Annotated in this window: 13 protein-coding genes and 1 other RNA gene; 12 read left to right on the top strand and 2 right to left on the bottom strand. The window is 51.8% G+C overall.

The features are described 5' to 3' along the window. Nucleotides 1–183: 183 nt before the first annotated feature. Both ACQKPA_RS12865 and ACQKPA_RS12860 read right to left on the bottom strand, forming a co-directional pair. On the bottom strand, nucleotides 184–951 hold the full coding sequence (locus ACQKPA_RS12865; RefSeq protein ID WP_427492716.1) for an electron transfer flavoprotein subunit beta/FixA family protein: 768 nt from the start codon (nucleotides 949–951) through the stop codon (nucleotides 184–186). A gap of 37 nt (nucleotides 952–988) precedes the next feature. Further along, the gene (locus ACQKPA_RS12860) at nucleotides 989–1,579 is read right to left on the bottom strand and encodes a TetR/AcrR family transcriptional regulator (protein ID WP_100539665.1); all 591 of its coding nucleotides are present in this window, start codon (nucleotides 1,577–1,579) and stop codon (nucleotides 989–991) included. Nucleotides 1,580–2,047: 468 nt separating this feature from the next. Between ACQKPA_RS12860 and ACQKPA_RS12855 the strand changes: the two genes are divergently transcribed. The 12 genes from ACQKPA_RS12855 (at nucleotide 2,048) to ACQKPA_RS12800 (ending at nucleotide 20,417) form a co-directional block, all read left to right on the top strand. Then, on the top strand, nucleotides 2,048–4,228 hold the full coding sequence (locus ACQKPA_RS12855) for a (Fe-S)-binding protein (RefSeq protein WP_427492714.1): 2,181 nt from the start codon (nucleotides 2,048–2,050) through the stop codon (nucleotides 4,226–4,228). Further along, nucleotides 4,225–6,666 carry a 3-hydroxyacyl-CoA dehydrogenase NAD-binding domain-containing protein gene (locus ACQKPA_RS12850; RefSeq protein WP_427492712.1) on the top strand — a complete coding sequence of 814 codons (2,442 nt, stop codon included), beginning with the start codon at nucleotides 4,225–4,227 and terminating at the stop codon, nucleotides 6,664–6,666. Before ACQKPA_RS12855 ends, ACQKPA_RS12850 begins: the two co-directional genes overlap by 4 nt. 231 nt (nucleotides 6,667–6,897) lie before the next feature. After that, on the top strand, nucleotides 6,898–8,088 hold the full coding sequence (locus tag ACQKPA_RS12845; RefSeq protein WP_427492803.1) for an acetyl-CoA C-acyltransferase: 1,191 nt from the start codon (nucleotides 6,898–6,900) through the stop codon (nucleotides 8,086–8,088). A 779-nt stretch (nucleotides 8,089–8,867) separates the two neighbouring features. Further along, nucleotides 8,868–10,658: an acyl-CoA dehydrogenase family protein gene (locus ACQKPA_RS12840; RefSeq protein WP_427492711.1), complete on the top strand. Its 1,791-nt coding sequence runs from the start codon at nucleotides 8,868–8,870 to the stop codon at nucleotides 10,656–10,658. Nucleotides 10,659–10,759: 101 nt separating this feature from the next. Continuing rightward, on the top strand, nucleotides 10,760–12,436 hold the full coding sequence (locus tag ACQKPA_RS12835) for a long-chain-fatty-acid--CoA ligase (protein WP_427492709.1): 1,677 nt from the start codon (nucleotides 10,760–10,762) through the stop codon (nucleotides 12,434–12,436). A gap of 97 nt (nucleotides 12,437–12,533) precedes the next feature. Beyond that, nucleotides 12,534–12,983 carry a PaaI family thioesterase gene (locus ACQKPA_RS12830; protein ID WP_216535041.1) on the top strand — a complete coding sequence of 150 codons (450 nt, stop codon included), beginning with the start codon at nucleotides 12,534–12,536 and terminating at the stop codon, nucleotides 12,981–12,983. Nucleotides 12,984–13,099: 116 nt separating this feature from the next. Beyond that, nucleotides 13,100–13,678: a hypothetical protein gene (locus ACQKPA_RS12825; protein WP_427492707.1), complete on the top strand. Its 579-nt coding sequence runs from the start codon at nucleotides 13,100–13,102 to the stop codon at nucleotides 13,676–13,678. A 146-nt stretch (nucleotides 13,679–13,824) separates the two neighbouring features. Continuing rightward, nucleotides 13,825–14,055 carry a preprotein translocase subunit SecG gene (gene secG / locus ACQKPA_RS12820; protein WP_009593367.1) on the top strand — a complete coding sequence of 77 codons (231 nt, stop codon included), beginning with the start codon at nucleotides 13,825–13,827 and terminating at the stop codon, nucleotides 14,053–14,055. A gap of 196 nt (nucleotides 14,056–14,251) precedes the next feature. Further along, nucleotides 14,252–16,888: a ribonuclease R gene (gene rnr / locus ACQKPA_RS12815; RefSeq protein ID WP_427492801.1), complete on the top strand. Its 2,637-nt coding sequence runs from the start codon at nucleotides 14,252–14,254 to the stop codon at nucleotides 16,886–16,888. 150 nt (nucleotides 16,889–17,038) lie between these two features. Beyond that, the gene (smpB, locus tag ACQKPA_RS12810; RefSeq protein ID WP_023966984.1) at nucleotides 17,039–17,518 is read left to right on the top strand and encodes an SsrA-binding protein SmpB; all 480 of its coding nucleotides are present in this window, start codon (nucleotides 17,039–17,041) and stop codon (nucleotides 17,516–17,518) included. Nucleotides 17,519–17,829: 311 nt separating this feature from the next. Then, nucleotides 17,830–18,194, top strand: a transfer-messenger RNA (tmRNA) gene (gene ssrA, locus ACQKPA_RS12805). Nucleotides 18,195–18,746: 552 nt separating this feature from the next. After that, nucleotides 18,747–20,417 (top strand): reverse transcriptase domain-containing protein, encoded by a 1,671-nt coding sequence (locus ACQKPA_RS12800; RefSeq protein ID WP_427492704.1) that lies wholly within the window; start codon nucleotides 18,747–18,749, stop codon nucleotides 20,415–20,417. Nucleotides 20,418–20,483: the final 66 nt, after the last annotated feature.

The following is a 20,483-nucleotide window of genomic DNA, read 5'->3' as shown; positions in this document are numbered from 1 at the left end:
GAAATTTCTCCGACCGCTGCTGCTCCGGATTCGGGAAACGTATCAAGCGAAAAGCGTGCATGACGGACATCCCGTTAACCATACAATCAGAATACATAAGGAATGATGACATGGCTCTCTGTCGGTACTGTGTAACCGCATTCAATAGCGAGAGTCAAAGGGGCACACCCGTACACCCGTTCATTAGATCACTTTCGACTGGGTGCGGAGCAAGGATACCAGCTCATTCGCCACTTCGGCAGGATCGCCCTTCAGAATGCGTCCGGCACTTCGCTCCGGCGGTAAGGACAGCTCGCTTTGCTTCGTTGCCGGCTGGATATCGGCCTCCGATAACCCGAGATCATCCAGGGTCAACGTCTGAAATGGCTTTTTCTTTGCCTTCATGATGCCAGGCAGCGATGGATAGCGGGGTTCGTTCAATCCCTGCTGTGCCGTAAAGATGGCTGGGAGCTGAACCTCCAGCACTTCAAGATCGCCCTCGGCATCCCGATGGACTTCAGCCGTGGTACCGTTCAGCGTAAGCTTGGTAATGGAGCCGGCATGCGAAATACCGAGAAGGCTCGCCAAGCGAATGGCCACCTGACCCGAACCGCGGTCCACGGAGAAGTTGCCGCCAAGGATCAGATCCGGGCTTTCCTTGGACAAATACGCATGCAGCACCTTCGATACCGCATATTCATCGTCCGGGATTCGCTCGTCGGAGATCAGCACGGCATCATCGGCGCCCATGGCCAGCGCCGTCCGCAGGGCCTCTGCCGTACGATCCGGTCCGACGGATAGGAGTGTCACGCTGCCGCCGTGGTCATCCCGCAGCTTCACAGCTTCCTCCACCGCATACTCGTCATACGGATTGATGACAAATTTCACCCCATCCTCGGCAATCGATCCGTTCTCAATCGTAATTTTTTCCTCCGTGTCAAAGGTCTGTTTAAGCAATACCACAATCTTCATCGGTTAAACGCTCCCTTCAATATGAATATCAGCGGACTTATTGACCGCCGGAAACACCGTTCAGGAAAAAGCTAAGCGTCTCATCCGCCTGATCGGACAGAGAATACTTGCGGCCGGAGATCAGCCAAGAGGTTACCGCTTCGTCCATCGCGCCAAAAATCAGGTTGCGCACCAGCTTGACGTTCAGATCGGAACGGAATTTCTGTTCTTTGATGCCCTGTTCCAGAATATTCTCGATCAGCACAATATATGGCTTCAATGCGCTGCCGATTTCCTTGCGCAGCTCCAGATCGCTCTGCCGCAGCTCAATCTGCGTGACATAAGCAAGCTCGGGATTGCTCTCCAGCTCCGAGAAATGGATGCTGCACACCGTTCGCAGCGCTTCCACGGCGTCCGTGGTTCCTTCCACGCTTTCGTGGAATTTGCCGACCAGCTCACCAAGCTTCTCCTGGAACAGGCGGATCAGGATATCCTCCTTCCTCTTAAAGTACAAATAGATGGTGCCGTCAGCCACGCCGGCGGCCTTGGCAATCTTGGAAACCTGGGACCGATGGTAGCCGTTCTCGGCGAATACTTTCAGGGCGCCCTGGAGGATAAGGTGGTATTTTTCATTTTTTTTACTTGTCATATGCTCACCCCGGTGTTAGAATACAGTTAAAATTATGAATGAATACTCATTCATTTCTTGTATCCATCATAAAATACGTTCATGTCGTTGTCAACGATGGGTTATGAAGAAGCGCGAAATGGATGAAGCAGTTGGATCAGAGCAGCAGAATAAGGCGTTCATATCAGAGCAATAGACGGCAGTTCAACCGGAAGAAACAAGTCACTGGGTATCCGCAGGGAAGTACAGATGAGAGCGATGTACGGATGAAGAGATGCAGCCAGAAACGATGAAGTTCGGTTTAGCGTGGTCGGCACGGCACGATGTGGAGGTCTATTTTCGTTCCTCTAATGAAAGCGCTTCATATATTGTCCCGACATGAACACATGACAAGAGGTTTTGGAAGGAGTGACAGGAGCTTCGGAAAATGGGACGCTGCACCAGACTACCAGAAGAAAGAAGGATATTTAACGCAAGGGGCTGAGAGAGATGATTCTAACATTAATCAACGCGCTGCTCTTTGTCTTGATCACCGGGTGGGCGGTGTATATGTTTGCCACCGTGGTGTATCGCCGGTACCTGTATATCCGTTTGGGCAAGCCAGCGAATCTGAAGAAGGATCTGAAGGAACGCCTGAGCCAGTTCGCCATCCAGGTATTCGGACAAAGCAAGCTGTTTAAGGATCGCAAGAGCGGCATCATGCACTTTATCGTGTTTTACGGATTTATCATTTTGCAGTTCGGAGCGCTCGACATCATCTGGAAAGGGTTGTTCGGTCACAGCCTGCCGATACCGGGCCACGCGGGCTTTATCCTCATGCAGGAGATTACGGTTGCGCTGATCCTGCTCGCTATCGGTTATGCGGCCTATCGCCGCTATGGCGAGAAGCTGAAACGGCTCAAGCGGGGATGGAAGCCAAGCATTGTCGTATTTTTCATCACCACGCTGATGGCTTCGGTGCTGCTGACGATGGCTTTTGAACGGCTCATGGAAGGACTGGCGTGGTCGGCAATGGCCCCGATCTCATCAAGTATTGCGGCCGTGTTTGCCTGGATGCCGCCGGTGGCGGTGACGGTGTGTTATTACGCGTTCTGGTGGCTGCATCTGTTGATTCTGCTGTCATTCCTCATCTATGTGCCGCAATCGAAGCATTTTCACCTCATTACAGCGCCGATTAACATTCTGGTACGCCGCACCGATCCCCCGGGCAAGCTCAGCAAGCTGGATCTGGAGGATGAGGAGGCCGAGGAATTTGGGGTCGGCAAAATCGAGGACTTCACGCAGAAACAGATGCTGGATTTCTATGCCTGCGTCGAGTGCGGAAGGTGCACCAACGTGTGCCCGGCATCGAATACAGGCAAGCTGCTGTCGCCGATGCACATGATTGTGAAGCTGAGGGATCATCTCACGGAAAAAGGGGCCGCGCTCACCTCCAAATCAGCATGGATGCCTGCCTCGGTGTTTGGATCGCCCGGCTCCCACACGATGGCTGCGACGGATCTGGCGCTTGTCGGCTGGAAGGGCGAGGGCATCACCGATATCGGACCGACGATGGATGTGCAGAAGCGCTCTTGGCACCAAGTCGAGGGAGTAGACCCGAAGGACATTCAATTGATCGGCGGCGTCATGACGGAAGAAGAGATTTGGGCGTGCACGACCTGCCGCAACTGCGAGGATCAATGTCCGGTCGCGAATGAACATGTCGATAAAATCGTGGACCTCCGGCGTCATCTCGTTCTGATGGAGGGCAGCGTGCCGCAGGAAGGCCAGCGCGCCATGCAAAACATCGAGCGACAAGGCAACCCTTGGGGAATCAGCCGCGCGGACCGGAGCAAGTGGGTGAAGGAGGTCGATCCGGAAGGGACTTTGGATCTGAAGATTCCGACCGTGAAGGAAAATCCGGATTTCGATGTGCTGTTCTTTGTCGGCTCCATGGGCTCTTACGATAATCGAAGCCGCAAGATCACCAAGGCCTTTGTCCGGCTTATGAATGAAGCGGGTGTCAATTTCGCCATTCTAGGCAACGAGGAGAAGAATTCGGGCGATACGCCGCGCCGGATGGGCAATGAATTTCTGTTCCAGCAGCTGTGCACGGAGAACATCGAGACATTCCAGAAGTATGATGTGAAACGAATCGTGACGGCTTGTCCGCATACCTTCAATATTTTGAAGAACGAGTACCCGGAGTTTGGGCTTGAAGCCGAGGTCATTCATCATACGGAGCTGCTGGACCAGCTCGTGAAGGAAGGGCGTCTTAAGCCTAAATACCAGGTTCAGGAGAAAATCACCTATCATGACTCCTGCTACCTGGGACGGTATAACGACGTGTATGATCAGCCGCGCAGTGTGCTGCGCGCCATTCCTGGCGTTGAGCTCCTGGAGATGGAGCGAAATCGCGAGAACGGGATGTGCTGCGGTGCAGGCGGCGGGCAGATGTGGATGGAGGAGGACGCGGGCAAACGCGTGAATCTGGCGCGTACCGAGCAGGCGCTGGCCGTATCTCCGACGATGATCAGTTCAGCCTGTCCGTTCTGCCTGACGATGCTGGAGGACGGCACGAAGCTGAAGGAAGTGGAAGAAAGCGTCAAAACGCGAGATATCGCAGAAATCCTGGAGTTATCCGTATTCGGTCTATCCGAAATCCATGAACAGGAGGTCGTTGTGCAATGAGTAATACCATTACCAAGGAATCCGTCAGCGGTTCCGGTGTCGCAAGTCGAAACATAACCAAAGCCGCCGTGATCGGCTCTGGCGTCATGGGGTCGGGGATCGCCGCCCATCTCGCCAATGCCGGCATTCCCTGCCTGCTGCTCGACATCGTTCCGAAATCCTTAACCGCCGAAGAGGAAAAAGCCGGATTGTCGCTGGATCATCCGAAGGTACGAAACCGGCTTGCGGACAAAGCCATTGCGGCTCTGCCTAAATCAAGCACAGCTCCGCTGTATAGCGCCGATTTTGTGGGCCGGATCACCCCGGGTAATACCGAGGATCATCTGAGCCAGCTGAAGGACGTGGACTGGATCATTGAGGTGGTCACGGAGCGCCTGGAAATCAAGAAAAGCATCTTCAAGCAGATTGAGGGCGTGCGTAAGGAAGGATCGATCGTCAGCACGAATACCTCCGGCATTTCCGTTAATGCGATGGTCGAGGACTGCAGCGAGGAATTCCGCAGCCACTTCCTGGGGACCCATTTCTTCAATCCGCCGCGTCATATGAAGCTGCTGGAGATTATCCCGTGCTTTGATACGGATCCGGACATTACGAAGTTTATGGTTGATTTCTGCACGAAGCGCCTTGGTAAAGGGGTTGTGCTTGCGAAGGATACGCCCAATTTCATCTCGAACCGGATCGGCACCTACGGTCTCCTGGTGACGTTGCAAGAGATGGTGAAGAACAGCTATACCGTTGAGGAAGTGGATGCGGCCACCGGGCCCGTTCTGGGGCGTCCGAAGAGCGCGACCTTCCGTACGCTGGATTTGGTCGGCATTGATACCTTTGTCCATGTGGCTAGAAACGTGTACGACTCCGTACCGGACGGGAACGAGAAGGACGTGTTCACAGTTCCCGATGTCATGAATGAACTTGTCACCCGCGGCTGGATCGGTGAGAAGGGCGGCCAGGGATTCTATAAAAAAGTAAAGAGCGAACAAGGCAGCAAAATTTTATCGCTTAACCTGTCCACGATGGAGTACAATCCGAGCGCCAAAGTGAGCTCCGCTTCCATCGAAGCGGCCAAAGCGGTTAAGGGAGCCAAGCGGAAGATCAAGGCATTCCTCGGTACGCAGGACCGTTACTCTGAACTGGCTTGGAATGTATTGAAGCAAGTGCTTGTCTATGCGGCCGACAAGCTGGGAGAGATCGCCGATTCCATTCAGGACATCGACAACGCGATGAAATGGGGCTTCAACTGGGAGCTCGGTCCATTCGAGACCTGGGATCTGATCGGACTGCCGGAATCCGTGCAGCGCATGGAAGCGGAGGGTATGACGGTTCCGGCTTGGGTGAAGGATTGGATTGCCGCCGGGAACAAGTCCTTCTATCAGCAGAAGGACGGCGAGGTGTTCCATTATTTCAAAGGCGAGTATAAGGGTGTAGAGGTTCAGCCTGAGCTGATCTCGCTGCAAGCGCTCAAATCGCAAAACCGGATCATCCGCTCAAACACGGGGGCGAACCTGATCGATATTGGGGATGGTGTAGCTTGTCTTGAATTCACTTCCCCGAACAACGCGATCGGCGCCGATATTCTGGTCATGATTCAGCAGAGCGTGGAAGAGGTCAGGGCCAATTACCGGGGGCTGGTACTGGCGAACGAAGGCCGGAACTTCTGCGTCGGCGCCAACCTGATGCTCATGCTGATGGAAGCGCAGAGCGGCGATTGGGATGAGGTGGATGACATCATCCGTCTGTTCCAGGGCAGCATGATGAAGCTGAAGGGGTTGGAGAAGCCGGTTGTGGCTGCGCCTCACCGGATGACGCTGGGCGGCGGTGTGGAAGCGTGCCTGCCGGCTGACCGGATCATTTTCTCGGCGGAGACCTATTTCGGTCTCGTAGAAACGGGGGTCGGCCTCATTCCGGCAGGCGGCGGCTGTAAGGAGCTGGCGCTCATGACCAGCAACCGTCATCCCGACAAGGAGAGCGACCTCCAGCCGGAGATTAACAAAATCTTCGAGATGGTGGCGATGGCGAAGGCATCGACCAGCGGACATGAAGCAATCCGCATGGGTTATGGGCGCAGCGGGGATACGGTGGTCATGAATCAGGACTACCGGATCTATGAAGCGAAGCAGGCGGTACTTGCGATGGACCGGGCAGGTTATGTTCCCCCGCAGCCGGGCAAAGCCCGCGTTGTCGGCCGCGACGGCCGGGCCGTGCTCCAGATGGGCGCCATCGACATGAAGCGCAGCGGTTATATCAGCGATCACGATCTGTTGATCGCGAAGAAGCTGGCGCACATCCTGACGGGCGGCGATGTTCCTGCGGGAACCGTGGTGAGCGAGCAGCATCTGCTCGACCTAGAGCGCGAAGCGTTCCTCAGCCTGCTCGGCGAGGTCAAAACCCAGCAGCGCATGCAGCATATGCTGGCGAAAGGCAAGCCGCTCCGGAATTAGGGTGATTAGTGCTTTAGAGCCAAGAAGCTCGCTATCAATCGCAACGTTCGATTCGCCAAATAGACGCTGCATACAGTACATGGTGGCAGGTTGTCCATGCTGGCGAAGTTTGGTGATGGCAACTCTTTAATCAGTTCCACCCGTTACGAATTCATTTCACGGCCGATTAGCGGCCTGCGCAATTATAAACGGTATTGGATCCAACCATTTCAAGTTGATGAGGTGAATGGCATGAGAGAAGCAGTCATAGTATCCCTTGCCCGCACTCCGGTGGGGAAGGCGAAGAAGGGTAGTTTTGCCCAGACACGCGTGGAGGATCTCGGGAAAGCCGTACTGGAAGCCGTCATTGAACGTGCACCGGGCTTGAAAAAAGAGGACGTTGAGGACATCATCCTCGGCTGCGCGATGCCGGAAGGCGAGCAGGGGCTGAATGTTGCGCGGATTATCTCGTTATATGCGGGATATCCCGTGACGGTACCTGCGCTAACCGTCAATCGTTTCTGTTCCTCGGGACTTCAGGCGATCGCTTTTGCGGCAGAACGCATTATGCTCGGTCATGCCGAGGTCATCGTCGCCGGCGGCGTCGAGAGCATGAGCCATGTGCCGATGACCGGCTTCAAGCCGGCACCGCATCCGACGATCGTGGAAGAGATGCCTGCGGTATACATCGGCATGGGTCATACCGCGGAAGAGGTGGCCCGTCGCTTCGGTATCACCCGCGAGGCGCAGGATGCCTTCGCGGCCAGCAGTCACCGCAAAGCGGCCGCTGCCATCGCGGAAGGCAAGTTCCGGGACGAGATCGTACCGGTGAACGTAACGCTGGCTGCCGCCGACGAGCAGGGCAAGGTGCGCAGCAAAACCTTTGCCTTCGATACGGATGAAGGGGTCCGGCCGGACACGACCCCGGATGTGCTGGCCAAACTGAAGCCGGCCTTTGCCCTTGGCGGCTCGGTTACCGCGGGCAACGCGTCGCAGACGAGTGACGGCGCAGCAGCTGTAGCCGTCATGAGCCGCGAGAAAGCGGAGCAGCTGGGCCTTACCCCGCTGGCTACCTTCAAATCCTTTGCTCTGGCAGGCGTGGAGCCAGAAATTATGGGGGTCGGCCCTGTTGAAGCGATTCCGAAGGCGCTGCGCATGGCGGGCATCGAGCTGGATCAAGTGGATGTGTTCGAGATTAACGAAGCGTTCGCTTCGCAATGCCTCCACATCATCCGCGCGCTGGGTATCGACGAGAGCAAGGTCAACGTTAACGGCGGCGCCATTGCACTCGGCCATCCGCTCGGCTGTACCGGTGCGAAGCTGACCGTCAGCCTTGTCTCCGAGCTGGCCCGCCGCGGCGGCGGATACGGCGTCGTGAGCATGTGCATTGGAGGCGGTATGGGCGCCGCGGGGGTGTTCGAGGTGCATGCAGCCGGGGCGTAAACGTTGTAGCAAAGCTCGCTTCCAAGCCCCCAGAAGGCCATGGGGTGGGATTCTCGCATTAGTCTCTGCAGGTGCTCATTGTGGTTCGATTCGCGTTTGTCCTCAAGGGGACTGAGAAGTGCTCAGCGAGTTGAACTCACGCTATAAGTCCCTCTCAGGTTCTTGGAGCTGATCAGTAGTTGTGAATTCCTTCTATTAATTCCTCCCGGGCCTAGGAGTCACCAAGCAGGTGTGAGTTCATCTATAAGTCCTCAAGGGGCTAGTAGCTCCCAAGCAAGGACTATGGAAAGTTAGCTTAAAAATGTTTCTGAATTGTATTCGATGAACATATCTAGGTTTTCGATATCAAGTCTACTGATCTTCTATTAATGCATGACCAGCCTATTCACTCTGTAATGTAGTCTCAGTGCGGTGTCCGCTCCGTACACGGACCGGACACCGCACCACTCACTCCACCCACAGGGGAGTGCAATGATAGCCGGAGGCAGGGGTCGGGACCTGAGTGCTCTAGCCCAGCGGAGAGGGCGGAATTGTACTGGAGAAGCGGCAGCGGTCGCCTTTGAGTTTGGATTTCTACTATTGAGGGGTCCAATCCCGGAAATCCAAACTCAACAGCGATCGGAAGTACAATCCGCACGCGGAGCGGCCACTATCGCGTCACTATTGCGCCACAGTCACGCACGCACCATCTATGTTCAACCAGCAAATTCGCAACCTAGTAACACCAAGGCCACCATTGTACTCCACCTTATTCCACATTCCGAAAGGGGAAACCAATCATGAGCGATAACCAAACCAAAGAACCGAAAATCAAAGGAGGCAGCTTTGTCATCGATAATCCCGATATGCAGCGCATCCTGACACCGGAGGATTTCACGGAAGAGCATCGCATGATCGGCGAGACGGTGCGCGATTTTATCGACGGGGAAGTCGTACCGCACGATGAAGAGCTGGAGAAGCTGAATTACGAGATGACGGTAGACCTGCTTCGCAAAGCAGGGGAGCTGGGCCTGCTTGGGGCCGATGTGCCGGAGCCGTTCGGCGGGATCGGCTTGGATAAGGTCAGCTCCACGATTATTAACGAAGCGTTGGCGAAGGGTTCGTCCTTCGCGCTTTCCTTCGGGGCTCATGTCGGGATCGGAACGCTGCCGATCGTGTTCTTTGGTACGACCGAGCAGAAACAGAAGTACCTGCCGGATCTCTCAACCGGCGCCAAAATCGCGGCGTATTGCTTGACGGAGCCGACCTCCGGCTCGGATGCGCTGGGTGCCAAAACAACGGCACGCTTGTCGGATGATGGAGACTATTATATTTTGAACGGATCGAAGCTATATATAACTAACGCCGGATTTGCGGATATCTTTATCGTCTACGCCAAGATTGACGGGGAGCATTTCACCGCGTTCATTGTCGAGAAGGAGATGGAGGGCTTCACGCTCGGACCGGAGGAGAAGAAAATGGGCATCAAGGGCTCGTCGACGCGTCCGCTCTTCTTCGAAGATGTGAAGGTGCCGAAGGAGAACCTGCTCGGCGAGATTGGCAAAGGCCACCGGATCGCCTTCAACATCCTGAACATCGGCAGGTATAAATTGGCAGCCGGCACGGTCGGTGCGGCGAAGGAATCGATCGAGCTGAGCGCGAAGTATGCTAACACACGTAAACAGTTCGATACGCCCATCTCGCAGTTCCCGCTCATGCGCAAGAAGCTGGCCGAGATGAACATCACCACCTTCGTGATGGAGAGCATGGTGTACCGTACGGCAGGATTGCTGGACGAAGCGATGCAGGACATCGATTACAACAGCGTGGATGCAGGCATCCATTCCGCCGCCGCGATTTCCGACTATGCCATTGAGTGTTCGATCAACAAGGTGTTCTGTTCGGAAGGTCTGGATAACGTGGCAGACGAAGCGGTACAGATTCACGGGGGCTATGGATATATCCAAGAGTATAAAGTGGAACGCATCTATCGGGACTCCCGCATTAACCGCATCTTCGAAGGCACGAACGAGATCAACCGGCTCCTGATTCCGGGCACGCTTGTGAAGAAGGCCATGAAAGGTGAAATTGCACTCCTGCAAAAAGCGCAAAGCCTCCAGGGTGAGCTGCTGCAGCTGGTACCTGGTCAAACCTTCGAAGGCACACTGGAACAGGAAGCGCACTTCCTGGACATGAGCAAGAAGATTTTCCTCCTCGCAGGCGGTTTGGCGGTACAGAAGTTCGGCACGAAGCTGGAGAAAGAGCAGGAGACCTTGTCCAATCTGGCGGATATGATGATTGATATTTATGCCCTCGAGAGTGCGCTGCTGCGTACCCGCAAGCAAATCGAACGTACCTCCGAGGAAAAAGCAGCCAGCATGATCGAGATGACGCAGGTGTTTGCATACGAGGCGTTCCAGCGCATTGAAGCACTCGCGAAAGAGACGCTGGCCTCAGTGGAAACCGGGGATATGCTGCGGATGCAGCTGTCGGTGCTCAAGAAACTGACACGTTGCACGCCGGTTGATACGGTGGCCCTCAAGCGCAGCATCGCAGCCCGCGTGGTCAAGAACGAGCGGTACACGGTGTAACACGCATCAACGCCAATACGATGCGTAAGTAACCTCAAAAGAGAGAGATTTTTCTTGGAGTAGGAAAGAAGGAGCATTCCTTAGGAAAGGGTTGGTTTTGTATGGATACAAAGCCTTGGCTGCCGTTTTATCCGCCCGAAGTAGCCCCCGCTTTTGATTATCCGAAACAGAATTTGGCATCATTTCTCGTGACGTCGGCACAGAAGTTTCCGAATCGGCCGGCCATGTATTTCATGGGCAAGACGATCAACTATAGGAGTCTGCTGGAGTCGTCCTATCGTATGGCAAACGCGCTCCGCAGCAAAGGGATTAAGAAGGGCGACCGGGTAGCGATTATGCTGCCCAACTGCCCGCAGGTGGTTATGTCGTATTATGGCGTGCTGCTGGCCGGAGCCGTAGCCGTCATGACCAACCCGCTCTATATGGAGCGGGAAATTGCGCATCAGATGAAGGATTCCGGTGCCAAGATCATCATCACGATGGATTTGTTTGTGTCCCGTGTTGAGAAAGTCATCGAGGAAACGGACCTGGAGCATATGATTGTCACGTCTGTGGCGGATTACCTGCCGTTCCCCAAGAACCTTCTCTACCCGATCAAAGCCAAGAAGGAGGGTCCCCTTCCGGTCGTTAACTATGGAAGCCGTGTCCATGCCTTCAAAAAGCTGCTTGCGAGCGCGCCGAATGACCCGATCTGCGAATCCGTGAAGGCGGAGACGGACCTGGCACTGCTCCAGTATACCGGTGGCACGACCGGTGTCCCCAAAGGCGTCATGCTGACGCATATGAATCTAATTGCCAACACCGTGCAATCCGCCAACTGGTGCTTTCAGGTGGAAGATGGGAAGGAGCGGTATTTGGCGGTTCTGCCCTGTTTTCACGTATTCGGGTTGACCGTGCTGCTGAACCAGGCGATCTATCGTGCCGGCATGCTAATATTGGTACCGAAATTCGAAGTGACAATGATCCTGATCCTGATCAAAAAAATGAAGCCGACGCTCTTCCCGGGTGCGCCGACCATGTATATCGCGCTGATTAATCACCCCCGGATCAAGGAATATGATCTGTCGTCGATCAATGCCTGCGTCAGCGGCTCTGCCGGGCTTCCGGTCGAGGTGCAGGATAAGTTCGAGGAGCTGACCAAAGGGCGGCTGATCGAGGGCTACGGCTTGACCGAAGCTTCGCCGGTTACCCATGTGAATCCGATCTGGGGAAGACGCAAAATCGGTACCATCGGCTTACCTGTCCCGGATACGGATGCCAAGGTGGTCGATCCCGATACGGGTGAAGAAATGCCGGTCGGCGAGCCTGGCGAGCTGATCGTGAAAGGACCGCAGGTGATGATGGGTTACTGGAACCGCCCGGAGGAGACGTTCGACACCCTAAGAAACGGCTGGCTGTTCACGGGGGATATGGCAACGATGGACGAAGAGGGGTATTTTACGATCATCGACCGCAAGAAAGATATGATCATTGCAAGCGGTTTCAATATCTACCCTCGGGAGATCGAGGAAGTGCTGTATGAGCATCCTTCCGTGAAGGAAGCTGTTGTTGTTGGAACGAAGGACGAATATCGCGGCGAAACCGTCAAAGCTTATATTGTTCTGAAGGATGGGGCAGCACCGGACCCTTCGGGCCTTGAGAAGTTTTGTCGCAGTCAGCTTGCCGCATATAAAGTGCCTCGCCAGTTCGTGTTCCGCGATTCGCTGCCGAAGACGATGGTAGGCAAGGTGCTGCGCCGCAAGCTGCTGGAGGAAGAAGAGGAAGGCAAAACAGGCTAAGCGCAGAATAGCGGAGTCGGCAGGATAGGCGATTCATGGTATCCCGCTGAAATGGATACAGTACTAACGACGTCATAAGAAAAAAGGAGGCGGCCTGATGAATCATACCAATGCCAATCCGGATACGAAGGCCGGACAGCCGGAATTCGACCGGGAGGCGTACATTGAGGCCATGACACGAGCGGCGGAGCCCACCTTCTGGGGATATCTCGGCTGTAAGCTTGCGTCTGCCAGCTCGGAGGCGGTTGTTGTAACGCTGGATGCCCAGCCTCATCATATGAATATGATGGGCATCGTGCATGGCGGCGTACTCTCCTCATTGATGGATAACGCGATGGGCATTGCCGTCATGCTGGAGCGCCCCGGCGAATCAACGGTGACGAGCAATCTGAACGTGCATTTTGTCATGCCGGCCAGAGCGGGTCTCCTCACCGTAACGGCAAGCATTGTGCATCAGACGCACCGTTCGGTAACGACGGAATGCCGAATTGCGAACGAGAAGGGCGAGCTTGTGGCGATCAGCACAGGATCCTTCCGAGTGAAATAAAGCAGCCTTGGCTGCTATGAAACAGGTGGTCTGCCAACGCTGGAGGGGCAGACCATTTATTTTTTGGTGAGCTGCAGCTACTCTAAAGGGAATGCAGAAGAAAAAGGTGAATGACTTTGAGAATAAAATTAATCATCTCATTATTAGCCTTATTATTCGTGTTCGGTATCTTTCTTCAATTCATTATCTACGACAGCAAATCTATTGAAACAAAGATTGTTGAACAGCTTACTATTCAAGATAATACGTTTAAAGAATTGGTTCATTATGACATGAAAAACAATAATATGTATGCCTTTTATACAAATACAGTATATAACACTTACCCTGGACTTGGATTAGGTGTATTAGAGAACAATAGAATGATGAAAGCGCACATAGTAGGAGGTATACCGATTGCTTCAAATAAAGGTTTTACATATGAAGTTGCTGAGTCCAAACAATTTAGCGTTGTTTATGGGACAATTACCAACCATCAAATAACAACAATAGAGGTAAATGGGCAAAAGGGTAATTTAGTAAGAGAAAGCGATTTTGCTCTATGGTATTATATCTGGGAAGATCCTCCACTAAGCCTTTCAATTCAAGCTAAGGATCAGGCCGGTAAGGTTTTGTCAGACGAAAATTGTTCTAACGATCCGGAATGCACACTGATTGATTTAGTTGCTGTGACTTATAACCGAGAAATCGGATGACATGATTCTGGTTGGAGTGATTCACCCATACTCCTTGTCAGGTCGATAAAGCTGTGGTACAATAAAAATGCTGTTTTTCATGTAGAATCTAGAATGTCTCTTCAGATAACAAATTCAGATGTTTACATACGTAGGAGGTGGAAGTCATGGTTGTATTTTTTGAAGTGTTGCTTGTTATTTTCTCCATCGGGTTGATTACTGTCGTTCTTCTCCAAAAAGGGAAAAGCGCAGGTCTTGCCGGTGCCATCTCCGGCGGTGCGGAACATCTTTTTGGTAAAACAAAGGCTCGCGGTATGGATCTCGTACTGCAGCGTACAACGGTAGGTCTTGCAGCAGGATTTATGATTTTGGCCATCGTTGTTGCTATGTTGAAATAACAATTAATGTTACCCTCGCTTTTTCACTCTTGGAAGAGCGGGGGTTTTTTATTTGCCTGAATTTCGGAATACATAGGTTAAGACGGTGTTCGGAAGGATACCGGAGATTAAATTCGTGTATACTAGGGTATGAGTATATGAAGGTAAAGAATGGATAGCGGAACGATGAAATTGCAGGTTCCCCGAGGTGATAATGATGATAACTGAAGAAATATTACTGAATTTTATGCGGGAAACTGCATACAAACCGATGACGTACCAGGAATTGGAGCAGCATTTTGCCATTAAGGATGCCCATGAATTCAGGGAATTCTTGAAGCTGCTGAATGAGCTTGAACAATCCGGAAAAATCATTCTGACCAGCACCGAGCGATATGGCGTGCCGGAACGGATGAATTTGCTGCGCGGACGTCTGCAGGCACATGCGAAGGGATTTGCCTTTCTGATTCCCGATGATCGCGAGCACCCGGATGTGTACATTCATGCCAATGATTTGAAAAGTGCAATGAATGGAGATATCGTGCTCATTCGGATCAGTTCCAAAAGCAACGATGGCGGCAAAATGGAAGGCGAAGTGGTCCGTATCGTGACGCGCGCCGTCACCCAAGTCGTGGGTGTATTCCAGAACCATGAAGCCTATGGCTTCGTGCTGCCGGATGACAAGCGGATTAACCGGGATATTTTTATTCCGAAGCATGCGATGAACGGAGCCGTTGATGGCGTGAAGGTCGTGGTGAAGCTGGTCAGCTATCCGGAAGGAAGAGCTGCGGCAGAGGGCGAAGTAGTGGAGATTCTGGGTCACAAGGATGATCCGGGTGTCGACATCCTGTCCATTATCCGCAAGCATCAGCTGCCGGAAGGCTTTCCGGAGGAAGTACTGGCTGAAGCGGATGCAGCGCCGGATTCCATTACGGAAGATGAGATTGTACAGCAGGGACGCCGGGATTTGCGCGGCTTGAACATCGTGACGATTGATGGCGAAGATGCCAAGGATCTCGATGATGCAGTGAACGTGGAGCGTCTGCCGAACGGGAACTACCGTCTGGGCGTCCATATTGCCGATGTCAGCTATTACGTCCGCGAGCGCTCCGAGCTGGATAAGGAAGCATACAATCGCGGCTGCAGCGTGTATTTGGTGGACCGGGTGATCCCGATGCTGCCGCACCGCCTGTCTAACGGCATATGCAGCTTGAATCCGCAGGTGGATCGTCTGACGATGTCCTGTGAGATGGAATTCAACGATCAAATGAAAGTTGTAAAGCACGATATCTTTACGAGTGTTATCCGTACGAAAGAACGGATGACGTATAACAATGTGAGAAAAATCCTGGTGGATGAGGATCCGGAGCTGATCGAGCGCTATAGTGACCTCGTTGAGGATTTCCGCTTGATGCGCGAGCTGGCGCTTAAGCTGCGGAACCGCCGGATGCGCCGTGGCGCGGTGGATTTTGATTTTGTGGAATCCAAGGTCATTGTGGACGAGAACGGCAAAGCCGTGGATATCGTCAAAAGAGAACGCTCGATCGCGGAGCAGATCATTGAAGAATTCATGCTGGCGGCCAACGAAACCGTGGCGGAGCATTTCCACTGGCTGAAAGTACCGTTCATCTACCGGATCCATGAGGATCCGGATCAGGAGAAGCTGCAGAACTTTATGGCGTTCGCGGCCAATTTCGGGCATCAGGTGAAGGGACGGGGCAACTCGATCCATCCACGCGCCCTGCAAAACCTGCTTGAGGCCATTCAAGGCACGAAGGAGCAGACGGTGCTCAGCACGATGATGCTCCGTTCGATGAAGCAGGCGAAATATGACGCGGAGAGCACGGGCCACTTCGGCCTTGCTGCGGAATATTACTCTCACTTTACGTCACCGATCCGGCGTTATCCGGATCTGGTCATTCACCGGGTCATCCGGGAAGTGCTGGAGAACGGCGGCGCACTTGATGAGAAGCGTCATGAGCAGCTGGCGGGCCGGATGGCGGACATCGCTCAGCAATCCTCGGAGCGCGAGCGTGTGGCCGTGGATGCGGAGCGCGATACGGAAGCGCTCAAGAAGGCCGAGTTCATGCTGGATAAGGTCGGCGAAGAGTTCGAAGGCATTATCAGCAGCGTGACCAGCTTCGGTATGTTCATTGAGCTGGAGAATACGGTCGAAGGCTTGATTCGCCTCAGCGCGATGACCGACGATTATTATCACTTCGATGAAGGCCATATGGCGCTGATCGGGGAGCGGACCTCGAAGGTATACCGCATCGGTGATGATGTGAAGGTTCGCGTGGCGAAGGTGAACATGGACGATCACACCATCGATTTTGAGATGGTGGATATGAAGCCGCGCCGCCAAGGGCGCGGCGAAGGCGAACGCGGCGGCAACGGCGGCCGCGGATTCGGTACCCGCGATGGCGCAGCCCGCGGGGGTAAGGGCCGCGGCGGTAAGCGCGGCGCGGTTGAAGGCGGCGCGCCAGGCGGACGCCGCAGTGACAGCGCCGGCGGCCAGGGCGGCCGCGGCGATGCCCCGCCGAGCGGGCGTGGTGCGCGCGGTGGCGGTGAAGCAGCTGCTGGAGCTGGCGAGCAGCAGGCGTCGAACTTCGCCTTTGGCTCCGGCAAAGGCGGCTACAGCTCGGCAGGCGGCGGCGCGCTCGGCTTCGACCGCAATGCCCGCAGCTCCGGTGGTGCTGGCGGTAAGAACCGACGCAAGAAGACGTCGGGCAGCGGCATTTTCATCGGCGAAGGTCCAACACCAGGCGGCAATGCTGGTGGCGGCGGTGGCCGCAAACGGAAGAGCAAGGGCGGAAACGGCACAGCCGCTTTTGTCCGCAAGAAGAAAAAGTAAGCTTCTCCCCTGATCTAACGCAGGAGGTGCTTGCCCCACCTTGCTTTTAGAGGCTGACGTTTGATACAATGGACTTCTGGTGAGATTGCAATTGGCGGTCTGCCGGAAGTCCTTTTTCCATTATCATTGTTGATGACAAGGGGTGAGACCATGGGTAAGAAAAGTGACGGGAAGGTTCTGGCCCAGAACAAAAAAGCTTCCCATGATTATTTCATCGAGGATACGTATGAAGCCGGGATGGTCCTGACCGGAACGGAGATCAAATCCATACGGAACGGCCGTGCCAATATTGGAGATGCGTTCGCAACCATTCGGAATGGCGAGATTCATATCCATAACATGCATATCAGCCCGTTCGAGCAGGGGAACCGCAACAACCCGACGGACCCTACGCGGACACGGAAGCTGCTGCTGCACAAGGAGCAGATCCGCAAGCTGCTGGGCCTGTCCAAGCAGGATGGCTACGCGATTGTACCGCTGAAAGTCTACATCCGTAACGGCTATGCGAAGTTATTGCTGGGCCTCGGTAAAGGTAAGCGTCAGTACGACAAGCGTGCCGATGCCGCGAAGAAGGATGCACAACGCGATATCCAGCGTGCGCTGCGCGAGAAGCAGAAGATTGCAAGGTAATTACGGTTGTCCGTGGCATGTCGTTTAAGAAATCGGCATCATATTTAATGCATGTTGAGGGATGGCAGCTTTTAGCTGTGTTACCTGCATTGTATATATCATTTTGATGTAAAGTGTGATATACTAAGTGATGTAAGAGAGATCAATAAGATCTTTGACAATCAGCATACAGTTGGCGCATTCTTCTTTCTTGGAGGGAAAGAGTGTGCGGCATCAATCGACTGCTATGGCTGAATATTCTTTGATTTAATCCGATAGCCCTTTTTGGCAGGAACGCCAAGGTGCCAAGCACCGGCATTTCTCCAACTTAAGGGGGCGTTTTTGGATTCGACGGGGATAGTTCGGGCATGAGTAGCGGGTAGTGGGGACGCGTCCACTTCATCAACGCTAAAGCCAATTAAACGGCAAACAACAAAACAACTACGCTTTCGCAGCTTAATAACCTGTGAGCGTGCTCTCGCTCTGTATCGCCCATGTACCGGGATGAGGGCTCAACTTTAGTGGGATACGCTGCCTAGTCTCCGCCTGGGGCTAGCTGAAGAAGACAATCAGGCTGACCTGAAGGGAATCCGGTGACAGGGAGTCTCTAGGGTGACATCAAATCTGTCACTACACCCGTAGAAGCTTGTGTTGTCGTTATCTTCGGACAGGGGTTCGACTCCCCTCGCCTCCATACATACTATAAAAAAGCGACCGTAATGGTCGCTTTTTTGCGGGGTTCATACTCGAAGAGGTTGGGGAAACCGCTTCGACTCTAAGGTTTTGGGCTTCTCTTTAGCCTCCTTTTCATCAACGACAGCTAGAGATGGGATGGGTATCCATCCGATTTTCATGTGAAAGAGTCGGCTAATGATCTTAAATCTACGGGATATTTTATAAGAGAATAAGCTGTTTAAGTGTTGATGCTGATGAAACAAAGACAAGTAGGTATCGGCTGTAGTATAATAATATTATTAGGCAAACAAGGTGCAGTTGAACTTTTGATGGTGATAATCGCTATCTTATAATTTAATGTATCTACACATCTCCACGCTCTATTCTCGTTGTTTATCCAATTGTCTCATATGGTATCAACGGTATGATTTAGAAAGGTAGAACTGTACTTGTTTGCCTACTTCTTTAATAGAGGTGAGTTTCTATCAGTATTTTAATCGAACCTTCACTACATAGCTCAGATGAAGAAATAAAAAATAAATTTAAAAGGTTAGTTGATTTCGAAGATGTCGCATTGCTTCTGGAGATTCCTACTGAATTTCTTTGGAAGATTCTTATAAGAGACAAACAGATTAACTATAAATCATTTCCCTTGGGTAAAAAGAGTGGTGGTTATCGTACAATTCATTCTCCCTCCAAAAACCTCGCAATTCTCCAAACAAAGCTTGCCTATATCCTCTCTCTAAACTTTACTCCCCATAATCGAGCACATGGTTTTATAGAAAAGCGAAGTATTGTTACTAATGCTTCAGAGCATCTAAAAAAATCTTTTGTATTAAATATAGACTTGGAAAACTTCTTTGAGAGTATATCTTTTGCAAGGGTGAGGAGTATGTTTACTTCTTACTTTAAGTTGGGTAAAACAGTCGCCACAACTCTTGCAAATATATGTATTCATCCTGAGGGGTTTTTACCGCAAGGGGCGGCAACATCTCCAATAATTTCTAATATCCTCGCTAAAAGTTTGGATAAAGAACTAAAACAGCTCTCTATTGAAAGTAAATGGGTTAAATACACACGATATGCAGATGATATTACATTTTCTACAAATAAGAGAGTTTTTCCTAGAAGTATCGCATTTCTGAATGAGGATGGGCAGGTAGAGTTAAGTGAGAGATTAATGCAAATCATTAAGAAGAATGGTTTCAATGTGAACAGACAAAAAGTAAGATTGCAAGATAGTAAAAATAATCAATCTGTAACAGGGATAACAGTGAATGAGAAATTAAACATAAGCAGGACATATATTCGTAGAATTCGTTCCATACTGAATTGTATAGAAAAGAACATTGATGATCTTGATGTTGCGAAGGAAGTTTTTGAACGTAAATATCCATTTCGACAAAGAGCGAATGAAAATTATCCGGAAATGTTCTCAGTATTACGGGGTATGATTAATCATGTGGGACATGTAAAAGGTAAGAGCGACCCAGTTTATTTAAAGTTAGCTAATCGTTTTAATGGTATCTCTCCAGAACACAAAGTTATAAAATCTGTAGATGAACAAAGTAGCAAACGAAAAATGTATGAAGATTATACTTATGTGATTGAGCAGGAAAGTCCTGTTGTAGCGTTTACTTCTGAACAAAGAAATGAATTTGAACTTATATACCATAATCAAGGCACTGGATTCTTATTAAAAGGATTTGGGCTCGTTACCAATGCCCACGTTCTAAAAGATATAGTCGATGCAATTGAACTCGGAATGCCGATCCTAGAACCTTATTATGTGAGAGTTTTTAACTCTAATGATATTAACGTGCATATGATGCGAATTGAATGTTATGATATTGAAAAAGACATTGCAATTTTAAGATCTAATAGCTTAGATCATAATGCAGAAGGATTTAATTATAATGAACTTATACAAAACGATCAACTTATTGATTTAGTTGGTTATCCGGACTATAGAAGGGGTCAGGAAATAAGAGTAGATAATGGTTTTGTAAGGGGCATAAGGATGCATACTGATAGCAGTGACAAAACAGTTGCACATAAACGTTATGAAATAACTCCTACCATTTATGGCGGAAACAGTGGTGGGCCTATAGTTAACGACAAAAGTGAAGTCATTGCAGTTGCTGTAAAAGGAGCAACAATGAACGGGGTCGTGCCAAACGAAGTTATACCAATATCTGAAGTGATAGAATTAGCTAAAAGACAATTGTTTTCGCATTCATTTTAATAAATGCGAGAGAGCTTAATAATCTGTGAGCGTGCTTCAACCTCGTATCGTCTATGTTCCGGGATG

Source organism: Paenibacillus sp. NPDC093718 (genome assembly GCF_050279985.1).
Classification (GTDB): Bacteria; Bacillota; Bacilli; order Paenibacillales; family Paenibacillaceae; genus Paenibacillus_AQ.
The sequence above is the reverse complement of the archived record's forward strand: the minus strand, read 5'-3'. Positions and strand labels throughout refer to the sequence as shown.